We start from the raw sequence: 14,620 nt of genomic DNA on the forward strand, positions 1-14,620 counted from the left end.
TATGCATGAACGCTCTTCTATGGTTTAGTAGACTAAACATCCATTGTACTTGCTCACGCTAAAGTAACGCCTTGCGAAATATCGCCATCCGGGGGTCTTTGGCGCGAGGGCACCGGGAAGGATTTTGCGTTCTCATGATTAAGATCACCAAGTTCGGCGGCTCTTCTGTTGCCGATGCCGAGCACTTCAAGAAGATCAAGGGGATCATCGACGCAGATCCCGCCCGTCGCTTTGTGGTTGTGTCCGCGTGCGGTCGTCGGTTCTCGGGCGACTCCAAGGTCACCGACCTTTTGTATCTGGTCGACGCCCACGTGAATTACCACGTGTCCTGCGACGACCTTCTGGCAGACATCGGTCAGCGCTATTTCGATATCGCGGACGAACTTGGGCTTTCCTATCCCATCCGCGAGGAGTTTTCCGCGTTTGCCGAGCGCGCCAGCAAGGGCGGCTACACCACCGAGGAGCTGGTAAGCCGCGGCGAGTACTTTACCGCTCGCTTGATGGCCGAGTATCTGGGCTTGCCGTTCATCGACGCCACCGACATGGTCGCGTTCCACCACGACGGCACGCTATCCATGAAGCGCACCGCCGAGCTGGTCAAGAAGAACGCCCGCGAGGGCGGTTTTGTCATGCCCGGTTTCTATGGCGCCACCAAGGAGGGCAAGGTCAAGCTGCTCGATCGCGGCGGCGGAGACATTTCCGGCTCCATCTTGGCCCAGTGCCTGGAGGCGGACCTGTACGAGAACTGGACGGACGTCTCGGGCTTCTTGTCCGCGGACCCGCGTATCGTCGAGGGCGCGCAGCCCATTCCGCGCATCACCTACGAGGAGCTGCGCGAGCTCTCCTACATGGGTGCGAGCGTGCTGCACGAGGAGGCCGTCTTCCCGGTTCGCGACGCGGGCATTCCGTTGGTTATCAAGAACACCAACGCGCCGGAGGACCCTGGCACCATCATCTCCGAGACCGCCAAGGAGGGCGATTCTGAGCCCATCATCACCGGCATCGCCGGCAAGCGCGGTTTCCTTGCGATTAACGTCGCCCGCGACCGTACCAAGAGCCGCATCGGCTTCATGCGCCGCGCCCTGTCCGTCTTCGAGCGCTACGGCGTCTCGGTCGAGCACATGCCCACCGGCGTTGACCAGTTCGCCGCTGTGGTGCAGGCGTCCGACGTGAAGGATTCGCTCTACTCTCTGATCTCCGATATCCAGGAGGAGGTCGAGCCGCTGGAGATCGAGGTGGTCGAGAACCTTGCCCTGATCGCCACCGTTGGCCGTAACCTGCGCGGCCGCCCCGGCATTTCCGGCCATCTGTTTGGCATGCTTGGCCAGGAGGGCGTGAGCGTCCGCATGATCACCCAGGGCTGCGATGAGATCAACATCATCATTGGCGTCGAGGAGAAAGACTTCGACCTGGCTATCAAGACCATCTACAAGGCGTTCTCCGATGAGAACGGCATTGTGAAGACGTCTGATCTGGAGCCCGTCCGCGCGCCGTTCTAAGGCGTGCGATGCGGCGCATGCTCGAGCTTATACCCGCGCCTGCGTCCGTGGATCTTCAACCGGTCCTCGTCCAAATAACCCATACGCGTCCAAACCGGTGGGGCCTGATCAAAGGGCCCCACTGTTGGCAAATACCATCATTACTCTTAACTAGGAGGTAATCGACATGAAGCAGTACACAGTCGCCATTGTGGGCGCAACCGGTGCGGTGGGCACGCAGATGCTCCAGTGCTTGGAGGAGCAGGGGTTCCCCGTTGGCGAGCTCAAGCTGCTGGCGAGCCCGCGCTCTGCCGGCAAGAAGGTCGAGACCCCCTGGGGCGAGGTTGTGATCGAGGCGGCCGCTCCCGAGTGCTTTGACGGCGTCGACATTGTTCTGGGCGCCGCCGAGGACGATGTTGCAAAGGCGCTCTACCCGGAGGCCGTGCGTCGCGGTGCCGTGGTTGTGGACAACTCCCATGCTTTCCGCCTGGACGAGGGCGTGCCGCTGGTGGTGCCCGAGATCAACGCGGGCGACATCGCCTCTCACCACGGCATCATCGCCAACCCTAACTGCGCCACCATCATCGGCCTGGTTCCCACCTGGCCGCTGCACCAACTGGCAGGCGTGAAGCGCATGATCGTCTCCACCTACCAGGCCGCATCCGGCGCCGGCATGCCCGGCATGCTGGAGCTTGAGGCTCAGATTGGCGCGATGGGCCGCGGCGAGGAGATTCCTGAGCCCCGTGCGTTTGCCGCCCAGCTGGCGAGCAACCTGATTCCGCAGATTGGCGGCGAGAAGTTTGAGGGCTTTACCTCTGAGGAGATGAAGCTGCAAAACGAGGGCCGCAAGATTATGCACCTGCCCGAGCTGCGCGTGAACTGCACCTGCGTGCGCGTGCCCGTGCTGCGCTCCCACTCCGAGAGCATCACCCTTGAGTTCGAGCGCGACATCACCCTGGAGCAGGCGCGCGAGGCGCTGGCCGCCGCCCCCGGCGTCAAGTTGGTGGACGACCTCGAGGCCGAAAGCGCGCACGACCGCTGGCCTATGCCGCTCGACACCTCTGACCAGGACCTTATCTACGTTGGGCGCGTCCGTCGCGACATCTCCAACCCCGAGGCCCAGCGCGGCATCACCTTCTGGTGCTGCGGCGACCAGATCCGCAAGGGCGCGGCGACCAACGCCGTCCAGATCGCGAAGCTGCTGACCGAGTAGCGCATGTACACCTAAGGGAGAGCGGGGGTGGTACCCACCGCGGCTTGTCCTTCCAAGATACTGCTTTTTTACGAAAACCGCGTGCTGCCTGGTTGCGGCGCGCGGTTTTTGCGTTCTAAGTAGATTTACGTCCTGTGTATGATAATTGTGAAGGCAAAGATATGGCAATTGCTAAGTCATGTATATGAAAGTTACTAAGAAAAACGAGATCGACGTCATCGCCGAAAAGGACCGGCTCCGTTTGCCGCCATCGAGATCAAATCCTCTTCAACGTTTAGAAGCAAGTATTTTGACGTGCTCGAGCGAATCATCCCTTCTGAGCTTGGTTTGGATGAGGGCCATCGTTACGTGGGGCGCGCTGCCGTGCGCCGTCGCCAATCGCCGCGGCATCGGCCTTAGCGCTGGCTTGCGGGCATGACCGCGCCCACAACCAGGGCGATCAGCTGGTCGACGGGCATGCTGTCGGGGTTCGACGCCCAGGTGGAGATGGCGGAGAGCAGCCCGGAGAGGTAGAACTCGCGCAGGATGGCCTTGTGCTCTTCCGGCATGCCTTGGGCCGGCAGGATAAAGCGGTCTAGCAACGGTGCCAAGATCTCCTTCAAGCGGATGCTGAAGAGGGGTCTCCGTGCGGGCCCATCAGCTGCGGCACGTATGCGTCGTAGCGCTGGGCAAGTTGAAGAATCAGACCCATATGCTGTGAGAAATCCAAGGTCTCCTGACGCATGAGCCCCTGGTCGACCAGGCGCCCGACATCGTCCAAAATCTCCTGCTCGATTTGCTCGAACAAGTCGTATACATCCCGGTAGTACAGGTAGAAGGTGGCGCGATTGTAGCCGGCGCGGTCGGTGATCTCGCGCACGGTTATCTTGCTTGTGGGCTTCTCCTGGTACAGGCTCCAAAACGCCGTGCGCAGGTTGGCGCGCGTCTGCTCGGTTACGGCTGGCTGCTTTTTCATGTTTCGCCCCTTTACGCAGGTTTGGGCGGCCGCGCGGATGAGTTGTCGCGCCACGCCGCCGCGCGCTTCCATCCACTCGACAATCCCCGCCGGGCTGTCGAGTGGATGGCGCCTTGCTGTTTGCCCTCAACTATACTGAACAATTAGACAACAGGTTGTCGAGCGATGCCGCCGCGCACCGCTCGCGGGCATGAACGGGGCAGTGCGATGGCCTATATTGAGTTTTCAGACGTTACCAAGGTATACGGTTCGGGCGAGGGCGAGGTCCGCGCGCTGGACGGGGCCAGCTTCGAGGTCGAACGCGGCGAGCTCGCGGTGATCCTGGGCGCGTCGGGCGCCGGCAAGACCACGGCGCTCAACATCCTGGGCGGCATGGACACCGCGACCAGCGGGCGCGTGGTGGTGGATGGCCGCGACATAGGAGGGGCGCGCGAGGACCAGTTGGTGGAGTATCGTCGCGCGGACGTGGGCTTTGTGTTCCAGTTCTACAACCTGGTGCCCAACCTTACGGCGTTGGAGAACGTCGAGCTTGCCTCGCAGATCTGCCCGGACTCGCTGGATGCGGCGGAATGCCTGGCCAAGGTGGGCCTCTCCAAGCGCACGGCCAACTTCCCAGCGCAGCTCTCCGGCGGCGAGCAGCAGCGCGTCTCTATCGCGCGCGCCATCGCCAAGAACCCCAAGCTGCTGCTGTGCGATGAGCCCACGGGAGCGCTCGATTACCAAACGGGTAAGCAGGTGCTGCAGCTGTTGCAAGACACCTGCCGCTGCGACGGCATCACCGTGCTCATCATTACCCACAACTCCGCGCTGGCGCCCATGGCAGACCGCCTCATCCGTTTCAAAAGCGGGCGAGTGACCTCCATGAAGAAAAACGCGAATCCCGTGCCCATCGCCAGCATCGAGTGGTAGGTGCGCGCCATGTCACGACCATCAGCCTTCGCCACGGACGTTCGCCGCACCATCACCGGCAACCTCAAGCGATTCATCTCCATCTTCATCATCTGCGCGCTGGGCGCCGCCATGCTGGTGGGCCTCAAAGCCGCCTGCGATGATCTGCGGCTCACCGCGGATTCCTATTACGATGACCAAAACCTCTTCGACATCTCCGTGCAGTCCACGCTTGGCCTCACCCAGGGCGATATCGATGCGCTGGCAAATTTGGACGATGTCGACGCTGCGGAGGGCTCCTACACGGAGACCGCCTATACGGGGGTGGGCGGCTCCAATGAGAAAGTCGATCTCAAGGCGCTATCCGCGCAGGGCCTCAACCAGCCCCAGGTGGTGGAGGGCGAGTTGCCCCGGGCAGCAAACGAGATCGCCGTCACCACCAAGTACGCCTCCGCCGCGGGCAAGGGCGTGGGCGATACACTGACGTTCTTCTCCAAGGGCGAGCGTTCCTCGTCCACATCGTCCGCTTTAACCGCTGCGGATTCCGGCGACACTTCGGCCGCGGATGAAGAGTCCGGCGAGATTTTCAAACGCGGCACCTACACCATCACCGCGGTGGTGCGCGATGCCATGGATGTCAATTCCGACACCTCGACCATGGGCTTCCGCACGGCGAGCTCGACCAAATACGCCTTCTTCCTTACGCGCGACGCGGTCGAGGACCCGGACGTGTTCACCATCGCTTACCTCTCTGTTGCGGGCGCGCGCGAGCTGCCCAGCTACTCGGCAGCCTATGAGGACCTTATCGCCAAGGTGAAGGACGAGGCCGAGCAGATTCGCGAGGAGCGCGAGGATGCCCGCACGTCCGCGGTTAAAGATGAAGTGATGGACAAGGTGGACAAGGTCGAGCGCGAGGCGCGAGAAAAACTCGATGACGCAGCGGATAAGATTGGCGAGGCGCAGCGAACGCTCAATGGCGGCTGGGATCAGCTTGCCGCGGGTAGGGACGAGTATTCCTTGCAGGAGAAGCTTGCCTTGTCGCAGCTTGATTCCGCAAAGAAGCAGATTGAGCAGGGTTATGCGCAGCTGGCATCTGCCAAGGCGGAGCTCGATTCGAGCGAGAAGACCGTGACCGACGGGTTGGCGCAACTTGCCGCGGGCGAGGCCCAGCTTGACGATGCGCAGGCGCAGGCTAACGCGCAGATCGCCGCCGCCCGCGCGGAGCTGGAGTTCAAGCAAGCGGAGCTGCAGCAGCAAAAGCAGCAGATCGATGATGCTGCCGCGCAGATCAAGGCGATGCTTGAGCAGATGGGCGCCGCCGCGTATTGGCCGGAAGACCTGTGGAATACCGTGTGCACGCAGGTGGACGAGGAGCAGTCGGCCGCCGCGGTGGAAAAACTCGTCCAAATGATCAACACCCAGATGCAGGCGTACGGCGAGCAGAGCACCGCGCAGCTTAAAAGCGCGATCGAGCAGCTGAACCAGCAGCTGGAGGGTCCGCTTGCCCAGATCGACCAGCTTGAAGGGCAGATAGAGCAGCTTGACCCGCAGCGGCCGGATTGCGAGCAGACCAAGGCCCAGCTGGAGGCGGCGCGCGATGCGATTGCAGAGCAGATCGCCCCGGCGCGCCTGCAACTCTCCGAACTGCAGACGCAATACGACCAGGCCCTTATCCAAATAGAAGAGCAGACCAAGACGTATATTGGGCTGGTGCAGGGTCGCGCCGCCGTGACCCTGGCAGAGCCGCGCATCGCGGGCGGCTTTGTGGAGCTTGACCAGCAGCAGAGCTATGCGGACTCGCAGTTTGCCGCGCAGCGCGAGCAGCTTGCCGCCACGCGTTCCCAGCTTGAGGCGGCGTCCGCGCAGATCGCTGTCGGCCGAGCGCAGATCGAGGCGAGCCGGCGCAAGCTCGATTCATCTGCCGCCACCTTTGAGACCGAGCGCACGTCTGCTTTGCAAAAGCTGCAAGACGCCCGCGCCGTGCTGGAGTCAAGCGAGCTTGAGCTCAAGGACGGCCAGGCGGAACTCGACGCCAACCGCGACGAGTACAACGAGCAACGCGCCGACGCCGAGCGCGAGATCGATGACGCGCGCGAGGAGGTTCGCGACATGGAGGGCGCCGTGTGGTACATCCAGGACCGCGGCGCGCTACCCAGCTATGCCAGCGTGAACTCGGATGCAAGCTCTATCGAGGCTATCGCCACGGTGTTTCCGGTGATCTTCTTCACTGTGGCCGTGCTCATCAGCCTTACCACCGTAACCCGCATGGTGGAGGAGGACCGCGGGCTCATCGGCCTGTACAAGGCCCTGGGCTACTCGCGTGCGCGCATTCAGTCCAAGTACCTCATCTACTCGGCAACCGCGTGCATCGCGGGCGGCATCGCGGGCGATGCGCTGGGCTTTTTGGCGCTGCCGGCCATCATCTTCACCATCTTCAAGACCATGTACGCCCTGCCGCCGTTCCAGTTCCACTTCGATCTTGGCAGCGCGCTTCTGGGCGTGGCGCTCTTCGCCGTGGGCATTGTGGGTGCCACGTTCGTCGCATGCCGTCAGGTGCTCAAAGAGACCCCAGCATCGCTCATGCGTCCCAAGGCGCCCCGTGCCGGTGCGCGCATCTTCCTGGAGCGCATCACCCCCATCTGGAAGCGCTTGGGATTCCTCAACAAGGTGACCGCGCGCAACCTGTTCCGCTACAAGAAGCGCTTCTTCATGACGGTCTTCGGCATCGCCGGGTGCACCGCGCTTTTGATCTGCGGCCTGGGCATTCGCGACACCGTGATCTCGCTCAAACCGCGCCAGTACGGTGAGGCGGGCGTGGTGCGCTACGACCTTATGGCGGTGAGCGCGGACGATGATTACGCCGCCGCGCGCGACGAGCTGCTTGATGCCGATGAGGTGGACGAGCTGCTGGGTCTTCGCATCGACTCGGTGACCGCGGAGTTTGGCGGCGTGCGCGAGAGCGTGCAGATCATGGTGGTGCCGGACGGCACGGACCTCTCGTCCTACCTTAAGATGGAGGGCTTGGACGGCCGCGCGCTCACGGTGCCCGCGGGCAGCGCCCTTATCACCAAGAACGCCGAGCAGGTGTTGGGGTTCGCGCTGGGCGATAGCGTGACGCTGCAGGACTCCTCGCTGCGCCAGGGCGAGGTGCGCATAGATGACATCGTCCTTAATTACCTGGGCAACTTTGTCTTCATGGACCAAAGCACGTACCGCGACGCCTTTGGGCAGGACGCGGCGCCCAACGCGTTTTTGGCGCTGCTCAACGGGGACGATGGCGCGCAGATCGCCTTTGCGGACACGCTTGCTGCGGACGATCTCTTTATGACCGTGTCCAGCACCGCGCGCATCGCCAACGACTTTTCCGAGAGCTTCAAGATTATCGACGTGGTGGTCTACGTGGTGACCGTGATGGCGGCGGCGCTGGCGTTCGCCGTGGTGTTCACGCTCTCGACCACCAACATCTCCGAGCGCGAGCGCGAACTGGCCACCATTAAGGTGCTGGGCTTCCGCCGGCGCGAGGTGTACCGCTACATCAACAAGGAGACCGTCATTTTGACGCTGGTCGGCATCGTCGCTGGGTTCCCGTTGGGCTATGCCATCACGCGTGCGCTCACGGTGATTTTGAGGATGCCGTCGCTGTACTTCGACACCCTTGTGGAGCTGCCCACGTACGCGATCGCGGCTGCAATGTCGCTGCTGTTCACGCTGATCATCAACGCGATCACCAACCGTTCGCTCGACCGCGTTGACATGGTTGGCGCGCTCAAGAGCGCGGAGTAGCGCAGGGCCGCGCAGGGTTGCATGCTACGTCCGCAACAGAGTCTGCAGGCCGGTTGCACATAGACAACGAAAGTGGCGGGGCGAAGCTGGGAAACCGGTTTCGCCCCGTTTGTCCAGCAATGAACGTAATCGCCGAACGTTCGCGGAATACTAGCGCACGTACGTGTTACCAAATATCTACAACCCGCGCGGACTGTGTAGAATAGACGCGAGATCGCTGCTGGATGCTTTGTCCCGTCGCTGCAAGGGGACTTATGGGTATCCAGCTTTTGGCGTGCCGCTGCATCGGGCGGCGCGATTGGGAAGATAGGGTTGACCATGAGCAAGTTCGTCATTGTTGCGGAGTCAGGCGCGGATATTCCCGTCGAGGTCCGCGAGCGCTACAACATCCACATCGTCCCCATGCATGTCATCATTGGTGACGAGACCATGGACGACGGCACCATCAGCGGGCACGAGGTTTACGAGCGCTCCCGCGCACTTGGCGTCATGCCCAAGACCAGCGCCGCCACGCTGCATGGTTTTGTGACCATGTTCGATCGCCTTCACGAGGAGTATCCGGATGCGACCATACTGCACGTGGCCTACTCGTCCGTGACAACGTGCAGCTACGCGTCCGCGCTTACCGCCGCCCAGGGCCGTCACTACGTTGTTTCCATCGACACCAAGAGCGTATCTATCGGCCAGTCGCTGGTGGTTGTTCGCACCGCGCAGTTTATCGAGGAGCACCCAGACGCCACCGTCGATGACGTGCTGGCGTTTATTGAGTCCATGCGCGATCGCGTGCTGCTGGGCTTTGTCCCCAGTGACCTGGCGTACCTGCGCGCGGGCGGGCGCCTGTCCAATACGCAGTTCCTGGGCGCGCACCTGCTTAAGATCAAGCCCGTTATCGAGCTGGTTGACGGCAACTTTGTGGTGACCAAGAAGCTGCGCGGCTCCATGAAGCGCGCCGCCCTGCACTTTATCGATCACCTTATGAGCGAGGGTCCGGTGAATATGGGGCGCATCGGCTTGGCGTATTCCGACGGCTTGGGTCAGGATATCAAGGATGCCGTGGAGGAGTACGTGACCAAGCTGGGCTTTAAGAGCTTCGACTGGGTAGAGGTTGGCGGCATGGTTTCCAGCCACTGCGGTCCATGTGCCTTTGGTGCCGTGATGGAGAAGCAGGCGTAGGGCGAGAAGCGGGCGCGGCGTGCGCCTGGTTTTCTAGCGCTCGTCTGGAATGATTCTTGCAAAGGACTCCAGACGCATAATCGACTCATGTGAGGCGCTGCGGGGCGAACCCGTGGCGCCTTTTCCTTGGATTGGAGCATGAGGTTCCTGCCGTGCCGGATCGGGATGGCAATTGAAAGGCTTCAGGCGGGGAATACAAGACCATGAATGGCGTTTTGGCTCTAATAAGGGGTCGAGTGGGAGCGCGCTGTGGTCGATATGCCGGCAAAAAGGTGGTTTGGGCTCTCGCAGAAGGGCCTTGATGATGGTTCGAGGTGCCGATGTTGGGTTTTTGCCCGCCTTGAGCGCTCAGCGTTAGCTCGATGGCTCATTTGCAGCAACGCGCCAGCCCGCCAGGAGCACCTCATTGACCAAGCCGAACAATAGCGGTTTTTTACGTATAAGAAAGTACGTATATAATCGCTGAAGTATAAGAGCTAATTGAATACCATCGATTTAACGCTGCCTGATGTGCCGCTGGGCGAAGAGCGATGCGGGCACAAGCCGGCGGTTCGCGCGAGCCATGGCGTTGCGGGCGCCGTCGGTGCGGCGTGCGTATGCGTCGATGGCGGCAAGGGCGCTGCCAAGTAGCGCTGACAGATCGTTTGTTAGCTGTGCAGTTAAGCTTTCGCCGCCATAGCGCATCGCGCACATGCCCCGGCTTATCTGGAAGAGCGCGGTTGTCGCTGCCGTATCATCCAGTGCGCTAGCGATGGACCTGGCGATGTCTTCTTCCGTGTCGCAGGGGCTCCACGTTATGCCGGCGTCGAGGGCGGGGTCGCTCTGGGCGATGGAGGGCGTCACGTCAAAAGAGACCCAGCCCACGTTGTCGATGAACGCTTCCGTCCATGCGTGGAGGTCATGGTTGGTTGCCTGGTACGTTACGACTTCAACGCCGTTTTCCAGGGCGATCGCGGCGCCGTCCGCGTTGGCCCGGTAGCCCAGGACCAGCCGCGTGGGAACGCCGAGCGCGCGGCCCAGCACAGCCAACGCGGAGGCGTAGTGAACGCAGTAACCCCGCCGCTCCTGGAGCAAATTGGCGATGATTTGGAGGTTGTTGGACCCGCTGCCGTCCGGTGCATCGACCGAGTAGGTAAAGTCACCGTTTGCAAAATAATCCACCAGGTAGCGCATGGCTGCTATCTGGGCTGCTTGCCGCGGGGAAAGGCCGTCTGCGTTCAAGGAAGTGTCGGCATCGCGCCGTATGGCGGGAACCTCTGCGATGCCGTTTGCGCGCGCGGTGTCGATAAGCTCTTGCAGTTCATCTGGCAAAGCTTGGTCTAGATACAGATAGCCGCGATCCGGTTGTCCCTGCGAAAGGGCGCTGGTGTCGCCGTCTTCTTGCGCAACGACTTGGGCATTCAGACGGCTGGCGATGCTCGTGATCTGGTCAAGCTGGTCAGGCTCGCTTACGGGGGCTTGGTAGGCGCAGGTTGCCGTATAGCTAAAGCCCCTGGGGACGTTGGAGCCGTCGCGCGTCCCGGCGCCGCCGTCTTGTGACCACATGAGCTTATCCATAGCGGCCCGCGCGTTGTCGCGCTCCTGCTCGCCGGCATCGTCCATATCATCTGCCAGCGTTATGTTGAACGAGTTAGAGGGAACGGGCAGGTGGGCGCTCGATACGTTATCGAGCGAGATGGTCGCCTGCACCGTCTTTACCTCGCCGATTGCCGCGCTGTTGAGGCGTTCCGCATTGGCGAAAGCGGAAAGCGCGGGCGATGCCTCGTCTAGGGCAACGCCCGTTGCGGCGGTGTTTTGGCCCATCACCCACGTGCCGCTGTTGAACGACCCCAGCGTGGTGAGTCGCAGGTAGAGTGACCCATGGGTCTTCACGGTGCCGTCACTTGCGCCCGTCTGCGCAACGTTTGCCCGGTAGGTCGGCGCGATCGATTTGCCCGGGCGCGTAAGGTCGCGCTTGAGGTCGAGCACAGGGTTGATGGCGCCGTTGGATAAGATGCCCTGCCGGGGGATGATTTCGAACGGTGAGGCCGGGTTAACGTTGATGGCGGCGGGTGCCGCTGCCGCGGCGGCGATGGCGACCATGCTGGCGATGCTCGCGCTTGTGATAGCGCGGACGAGGAGGCCCTTTGATCTGGGGGCGTCCGCGCACATCGCGTCCTTTGGCAGGTGGGAGAGCGCGGCGAGGATGAGCCCGCAGAGAATGGTCGCACCCGCTTGCGGCAGGTGTGCGGACTCGCCCATAAGTAGAAAGGCGGCCGCCTGGGCGATAAGGGGAGCTGCGGCGACAAGCGGGCGGGATCGCCGGCTAAGAAGCAGCGGCCTGAGCGCCATGGCGATAGCGCACCAAATGATGACCAGAGCCGCGTCGCCCGCAAAGCCAACGTTGATGGGCACCCATTGGCCGTAATACAGCGTGTCCACGCCGATGGTAACGATATTGATGATGGGGGCGATGGGCCCGTCAAGCTGCAGCGACCCTAGCATGGCGGGCTGCTCGTAGATCTGTTTGAAAAGGGCGAAGTCGGCGCGTTGGCTCAAGGTTTGCCGCGCTGTGATGGCGCCGAGCGCCAGCAGGGCGACGGTGGTGGCTACAAGCAGGGCGATGCGGGCCGCCTGCGCCGCGGTTATGGGAATACGCCGAGGCTTCGACGCGCGCCGGGTGTTCGCTGCGGACGAGGGCGGCAAGGCTTCCATGAGGGCAGCCTCTGCGCACACAAGGCCAAACGCGTAGAGCGCGGTCATGTTCCATTCGCCGGGCGAGAACATCTTTCCCATGGTTTGCACTAAAAGCAGCAGCGGGTAGAAGGTCGCGGCGCAAATAAGAACGCTGTATAGCGTCCGTGCGATGGGATGCGTTTGCGCCGGAGCTGCGTCTGCCCCTGCGTTTGCGTTCGTGCCTGTGCCTGTGTCCGCGCTCTCTTGCTCATCCTTGTCCTGCGCTGCGGCTTTAGCCTCGATGGCGGTTATCAAGTGCGCCAAATCGCTTGCGGCAAGCGCGTGGGCCATCTGCGAGTTTTCATCTACGGTGATGAAGATGATCTGCCCCGCGCGCACGGCATGGGCGGTGTCGATAACGTGCTGCGCTCGCGCGCGTGCATCCGTCGCGTCTTGCGTCGGCTCTGGATACAGCGCCGCGCAGTAGCGGGAAACGGATGCGTCATCGTCCAGTTGAACCTCGCCGTCTGCAAGGAAGGCATGCAACCGGACGGAGCCTGCTCTGCCCGAGCGCTGGATGGATTCCCAGATTGCGAGCGTGTGGGATGCGAGCGCGTCCGCGTCTGCGGGGCTGGTTGCGGACGAGGTATCGGGGACCACCAGTACGCGCGCGTGCGTGATGCGGCGGTGCTCAAATGACATGAGCCTGCCGTGGTGGGCGGTCTGGCGCCAGGCGATTGCGTTCATTTGGTCGCCGCGTTGGTAGGGGCGCACCAACGAGGTGTCGAGCTCGCTGGCGACCTGCGCGCCGGGGCCGTGCTGCGCAAGCGCGGCTGCGCCCGCGGCACCGCTTGCATCCACGTTGGCGGGCGGGCGCAAAAGCTCGCCATCCATGGTGGTGCGTGTGTTCGAGCGCCACAGCCATAAGGGGCCCCGTTGTGGTGACAAGCTTGTCGCTCTCCTGGTAGACGCCGCGCTCACGGGGAGGCAGCCCAAGGGTCAACGTGGCGACGACGCGCCCCATCTGGTCGATGCGTTTGTAGGTGATGCGCTCGCGGCGATCAGCGGATGCGCGGGCGATTCTATGCACCATGCGGGCTGCTCTGTGCGTGCGCTCCGCTTTACCGCGCCATTTCTCGTCTAAAAACGCGGACAGCGCCACGTCCAGGGAGACGATGTGCGAAAGCAGGATTGCCAGCGCGCCCGCCATGCACGCGTCCGAGCCCGTCTGCACGGCGACTAGGTAGAGGACGGCGCCCAGCACCGCCGCAGCGCACCTATACGCCGTGGGCGCGAGGACGGGCGGCGTATGTGCGGGGCGGCGCTTCATGGCGGCCTACTTGGCGTTGTTGGGGGTGTCCGTCGGCGCGGGCGGATTGGGGGCCGGGACCTGCTGCAGCACGCGGGCCAGTGCGTCGCGCTGCTGGTCGATGGTAGCGGTGCGGGCGTTCATGCTTGCAAAGCGGATGCGGTGCGAGAGCACGGGCAGCGCCATGGCGCGAACGTCGCCGGGGTAGACCGCTTCTTGCCCCAGGGCCAGCGCGCGCACGCGGCTCATGGCAAGCAGCGCCAGGCCCGCGCGCGGCGAGGCGCCCAAGGCGATCTGCGGGCTGGTGCGCGTGGCGGTGAGAAGGGCCACGGCGTAGTCCGCCACCTGGGGAGATACCTTAATCTGCGCGGCGATGCGCGTGGCTGCCAGCAGCTCTTGGGCGGTGCAGACGGGCTCCAGGCGCTCAAGCGGGTCGCTGCCGCTGGGCGACATCACCATCTGCGCTTCCGCGGCGGGCGAGGGGTAGCCCAGGCTGATGCGCGTCATAAAGCGGTCCAGCTGCGCCTCGGGCAAAGGGTAGGTGCCCTCCATCTCGATGGGGTTCTGCGTGGCGATCACCAGGTGCGGGCGCGGCAGCTCGCGCGTGACGCCGTCGACGGAGATGCGGCGCTCTTCCATGGCCTCCAGCATGGCGGCCTGCGCCTTGGGATTGGCACGGTTGACCTCGTCCGCAAGCACTACCTGCGAAAAGAGCGGTCCTGGGTGAAAGGTGAACTCCTGGGTCTGCTGGTTGAACACTGAGACGCCGGTAAGGTCGCTGGGCAGCATGTCGGAGGTGAACTGGATGCGCACCATGTCACACTGCACCGTACGGGCCAGGGCGCGCGCCAGAGTGGTCTTGCCGGTGCCGGGTACGTCTTCTATCAGCAGGTGCCCGCCGGCGATCATGGTCATCACGGCCAGGTCGATCGCGGGGCGTCGGCAGCAAAGCACCTGCTCTAGGGCATCAGCTATGCGGGCGATAAGGTCGCGGGCAAAGTGTAGGTCCTCGTCCGAAACCACGCGCGCGGCGACGCGGGTTCCCGTGGCGGCGCGGCGCTCGGCAACGGGGTGGTTGCCCGCGCGGTCGGGCTGGTTGGATAGCGATCCAAGGTGCATCATATTCACTCCCAAGGGCTCCGGACGGCGCGGGGGTGAGCGGCCGC

At 63.0% G+C, this 14,620-nt stretch carries 9 protein-coding genes; 5 read left to right on the forward strand and 4 right to left on the reverse strand.

The features are described 5' to 3' along the window. The first annotated feature begins 134 nt into the window (after positions 1 to 134). A complete protein-coding gene (locus tag B3H65_RS06885) occupies positions 135 to 1,499 on the forward strand; it encodes an aspartate kinase (protein WP_117679587.1) in 1,365 nt (454 codons plus the stop codon). Between the two features lie 166 nt (positions 1,500 to 1,665). Next, complete coding sequence (locus tag B3H65_RS06890; protein ID WP_286684657.1) at positions 1,666 to 2,691, forward strand: aspartate-semialdehyde dehydrogenase; 1,026 nt, start codon at positions 1,666 to 1,668, stop codon at positions 2,689 to 2,691. Positions 2,692 to 3,086: 395 nt separating this feature from the next. On the opposite strand, the gene B3H65_RS06895 is transcribed toward B3H65_RS06890, so the two are convergent. Continuing rightward, positions 3,087 to 3,281, reverse strand: a complete 195-nt coding sequence (locus tag B3H65_RS06895; protein WP_286684658.1) for a hypothetical protein — start codon at positions 3,279 to 3,281, stop codon at positions 3,087 to 3,089. An 8-nt stretch (positions 3,282 to 3,289) separates the two neighbouring features. Next, a complete protein-coding gene (locus B3H65_RS06900) occupies positions 3,290 to 3,646 on the reverse strand; it encodes a TetR/AcrR family transcriptional regulator (RefSeq protein WP_286684659.1) in 357 nt (118 codons plus the stop codon). A gap of 207 nt (positions 3,647 to 3,853) precedes the next feature. Between B3H65_RS06900 and B3H65_RS06905 the strand changes: the two genes are divergently transcribed. The 3 genes from B3H65_RS06905 (at position 3,854) to B3H65_RS06915 (ending at position 9,490) form a co-directional block, all read left to right on the forward strand. Continuing rightward, positions 3,854 to 4,555 carry an ABC transporter ATP-binding protein gene (locus tag B3H65_RS06905; protein WP_286684660.1) on the forward strand — a complete coding sequence of 234 codons (702 nt, stop codon included), beginning with the start codon at positions 3,854 to 3,856 and terminating at the stop codon, positions 4,553 to 4,555. A 9-nt stretch (positions 4,556 to 4,564) separates the two neighbouring features. Then, positions 4,565 to 8,317 carry an FtsX-like permease family protein gene (locus B3H65_RS06910; protein ID WP_286684661.1) on the forward strand — a complete coding sequence of 1,251 codons (3,753 nt, stop codon included), beginning with the start codon at positions 4,565 to 4,567 and terminating at the stop codon, positions 8,315 to 8,317. 318 nt (positions 8,318 to 8,635) lie between these two features. Then, on the forward strand, positions 8,636 to 9,490 hold the full coding sequence (locus B3H65_RS06915; RefSeq protein WP_286684662.1) for a DegV family protein: 855 nt from the start codon (positions 8,636 to 8,638) through the stop codon (positions 9,488 to 9,490). Positions 9,491 to 9,985: 495 nt separating this feature from the next. Here the strand turns inward: B3H65_RS06915 and B3H65_RS06920 are convergent, their stop codons facing one another. After that, positions 9,986 to 13,093, reverse strand: a complete 3,108-nt coding sequence (locus B3H65_RS06920) for a transglutaminaseTgpA domain-containing protein (protein WP_286684663.1) — start codon at positions 13,091 to 13,093, stop codon at positions 9,986 to 9,988. Between the two features lie 388 nt (positions 13,094 to 13,481). Further along, entirely contained in the window at positions 13,482 to 14,576 is a 1,095-nt protein-coding gene (locus B3H65_RS06925; RefSeq protein ID WP_286684664.1) for an AAA family ATPase, read from the reverse strand. Positions 14,577 to 14,620 lie beyond the last annotated feature (44 nt).

The organism is Collinsella sp. UBA1693, from assembly GCF_002320115.1.
Lineage (GTDB): Bacteria > Actinomycetota > Coriobacteriia > Coriobacteriales > Coriobacteriaceae > Collinsella > Collinsella tanakaei.

Coding starts and splice junctions, on each gene's coding strand:
- B3H65_RS06910 (WP_286684661.1), top strand. CDS start 4,565: ATGTCACGACCATCAGCCTTCGCCACGGACGTTCGCCGCACCATCACC.
- B3H65_RS06890 (WP_286684657.1), top strand. CDS start 1,666: ATGAAGCAGTACACAGTCGCCATTGTGGGCGCAACCGGTGCGGTGGGC.
- B3H65_RS06885 (WP_117679587.1), top strand. CDS start 135: ATGATTAAGATCACCAAGTTCGGCGGCTCTTCTGTTGCCGATGCCGAG.
- B3H65_RS06925 (WP_286684664.1), bottom strand. CDS start 14,576: ATGATGCACCTTGGATCGCTATCCAACCAGCCCGACCGCGCGGGCAAC.
- B3H65_RS06905 (WP_286684660.1), top strand. CDS start 3,854: ATGGCCTATATTGAGTTTTCAGACGTTACCAAGGTATACGGTTCGGGC.
- B3H65_RS06915 (WP_286684662.1), top strand. CDS start 8,636: ATGAGCAAGTTCGTCATTGTTGCGGAGTCAGGCGCGGATATTCCCGTC.
- B3H65_RS06900 (WP_286684659.1), bottom strand. CDS start 3,646: ATGAAAAAGCAGCCAGCCGTAACCGAGCAGACGCGCGCCAACCTGCGC.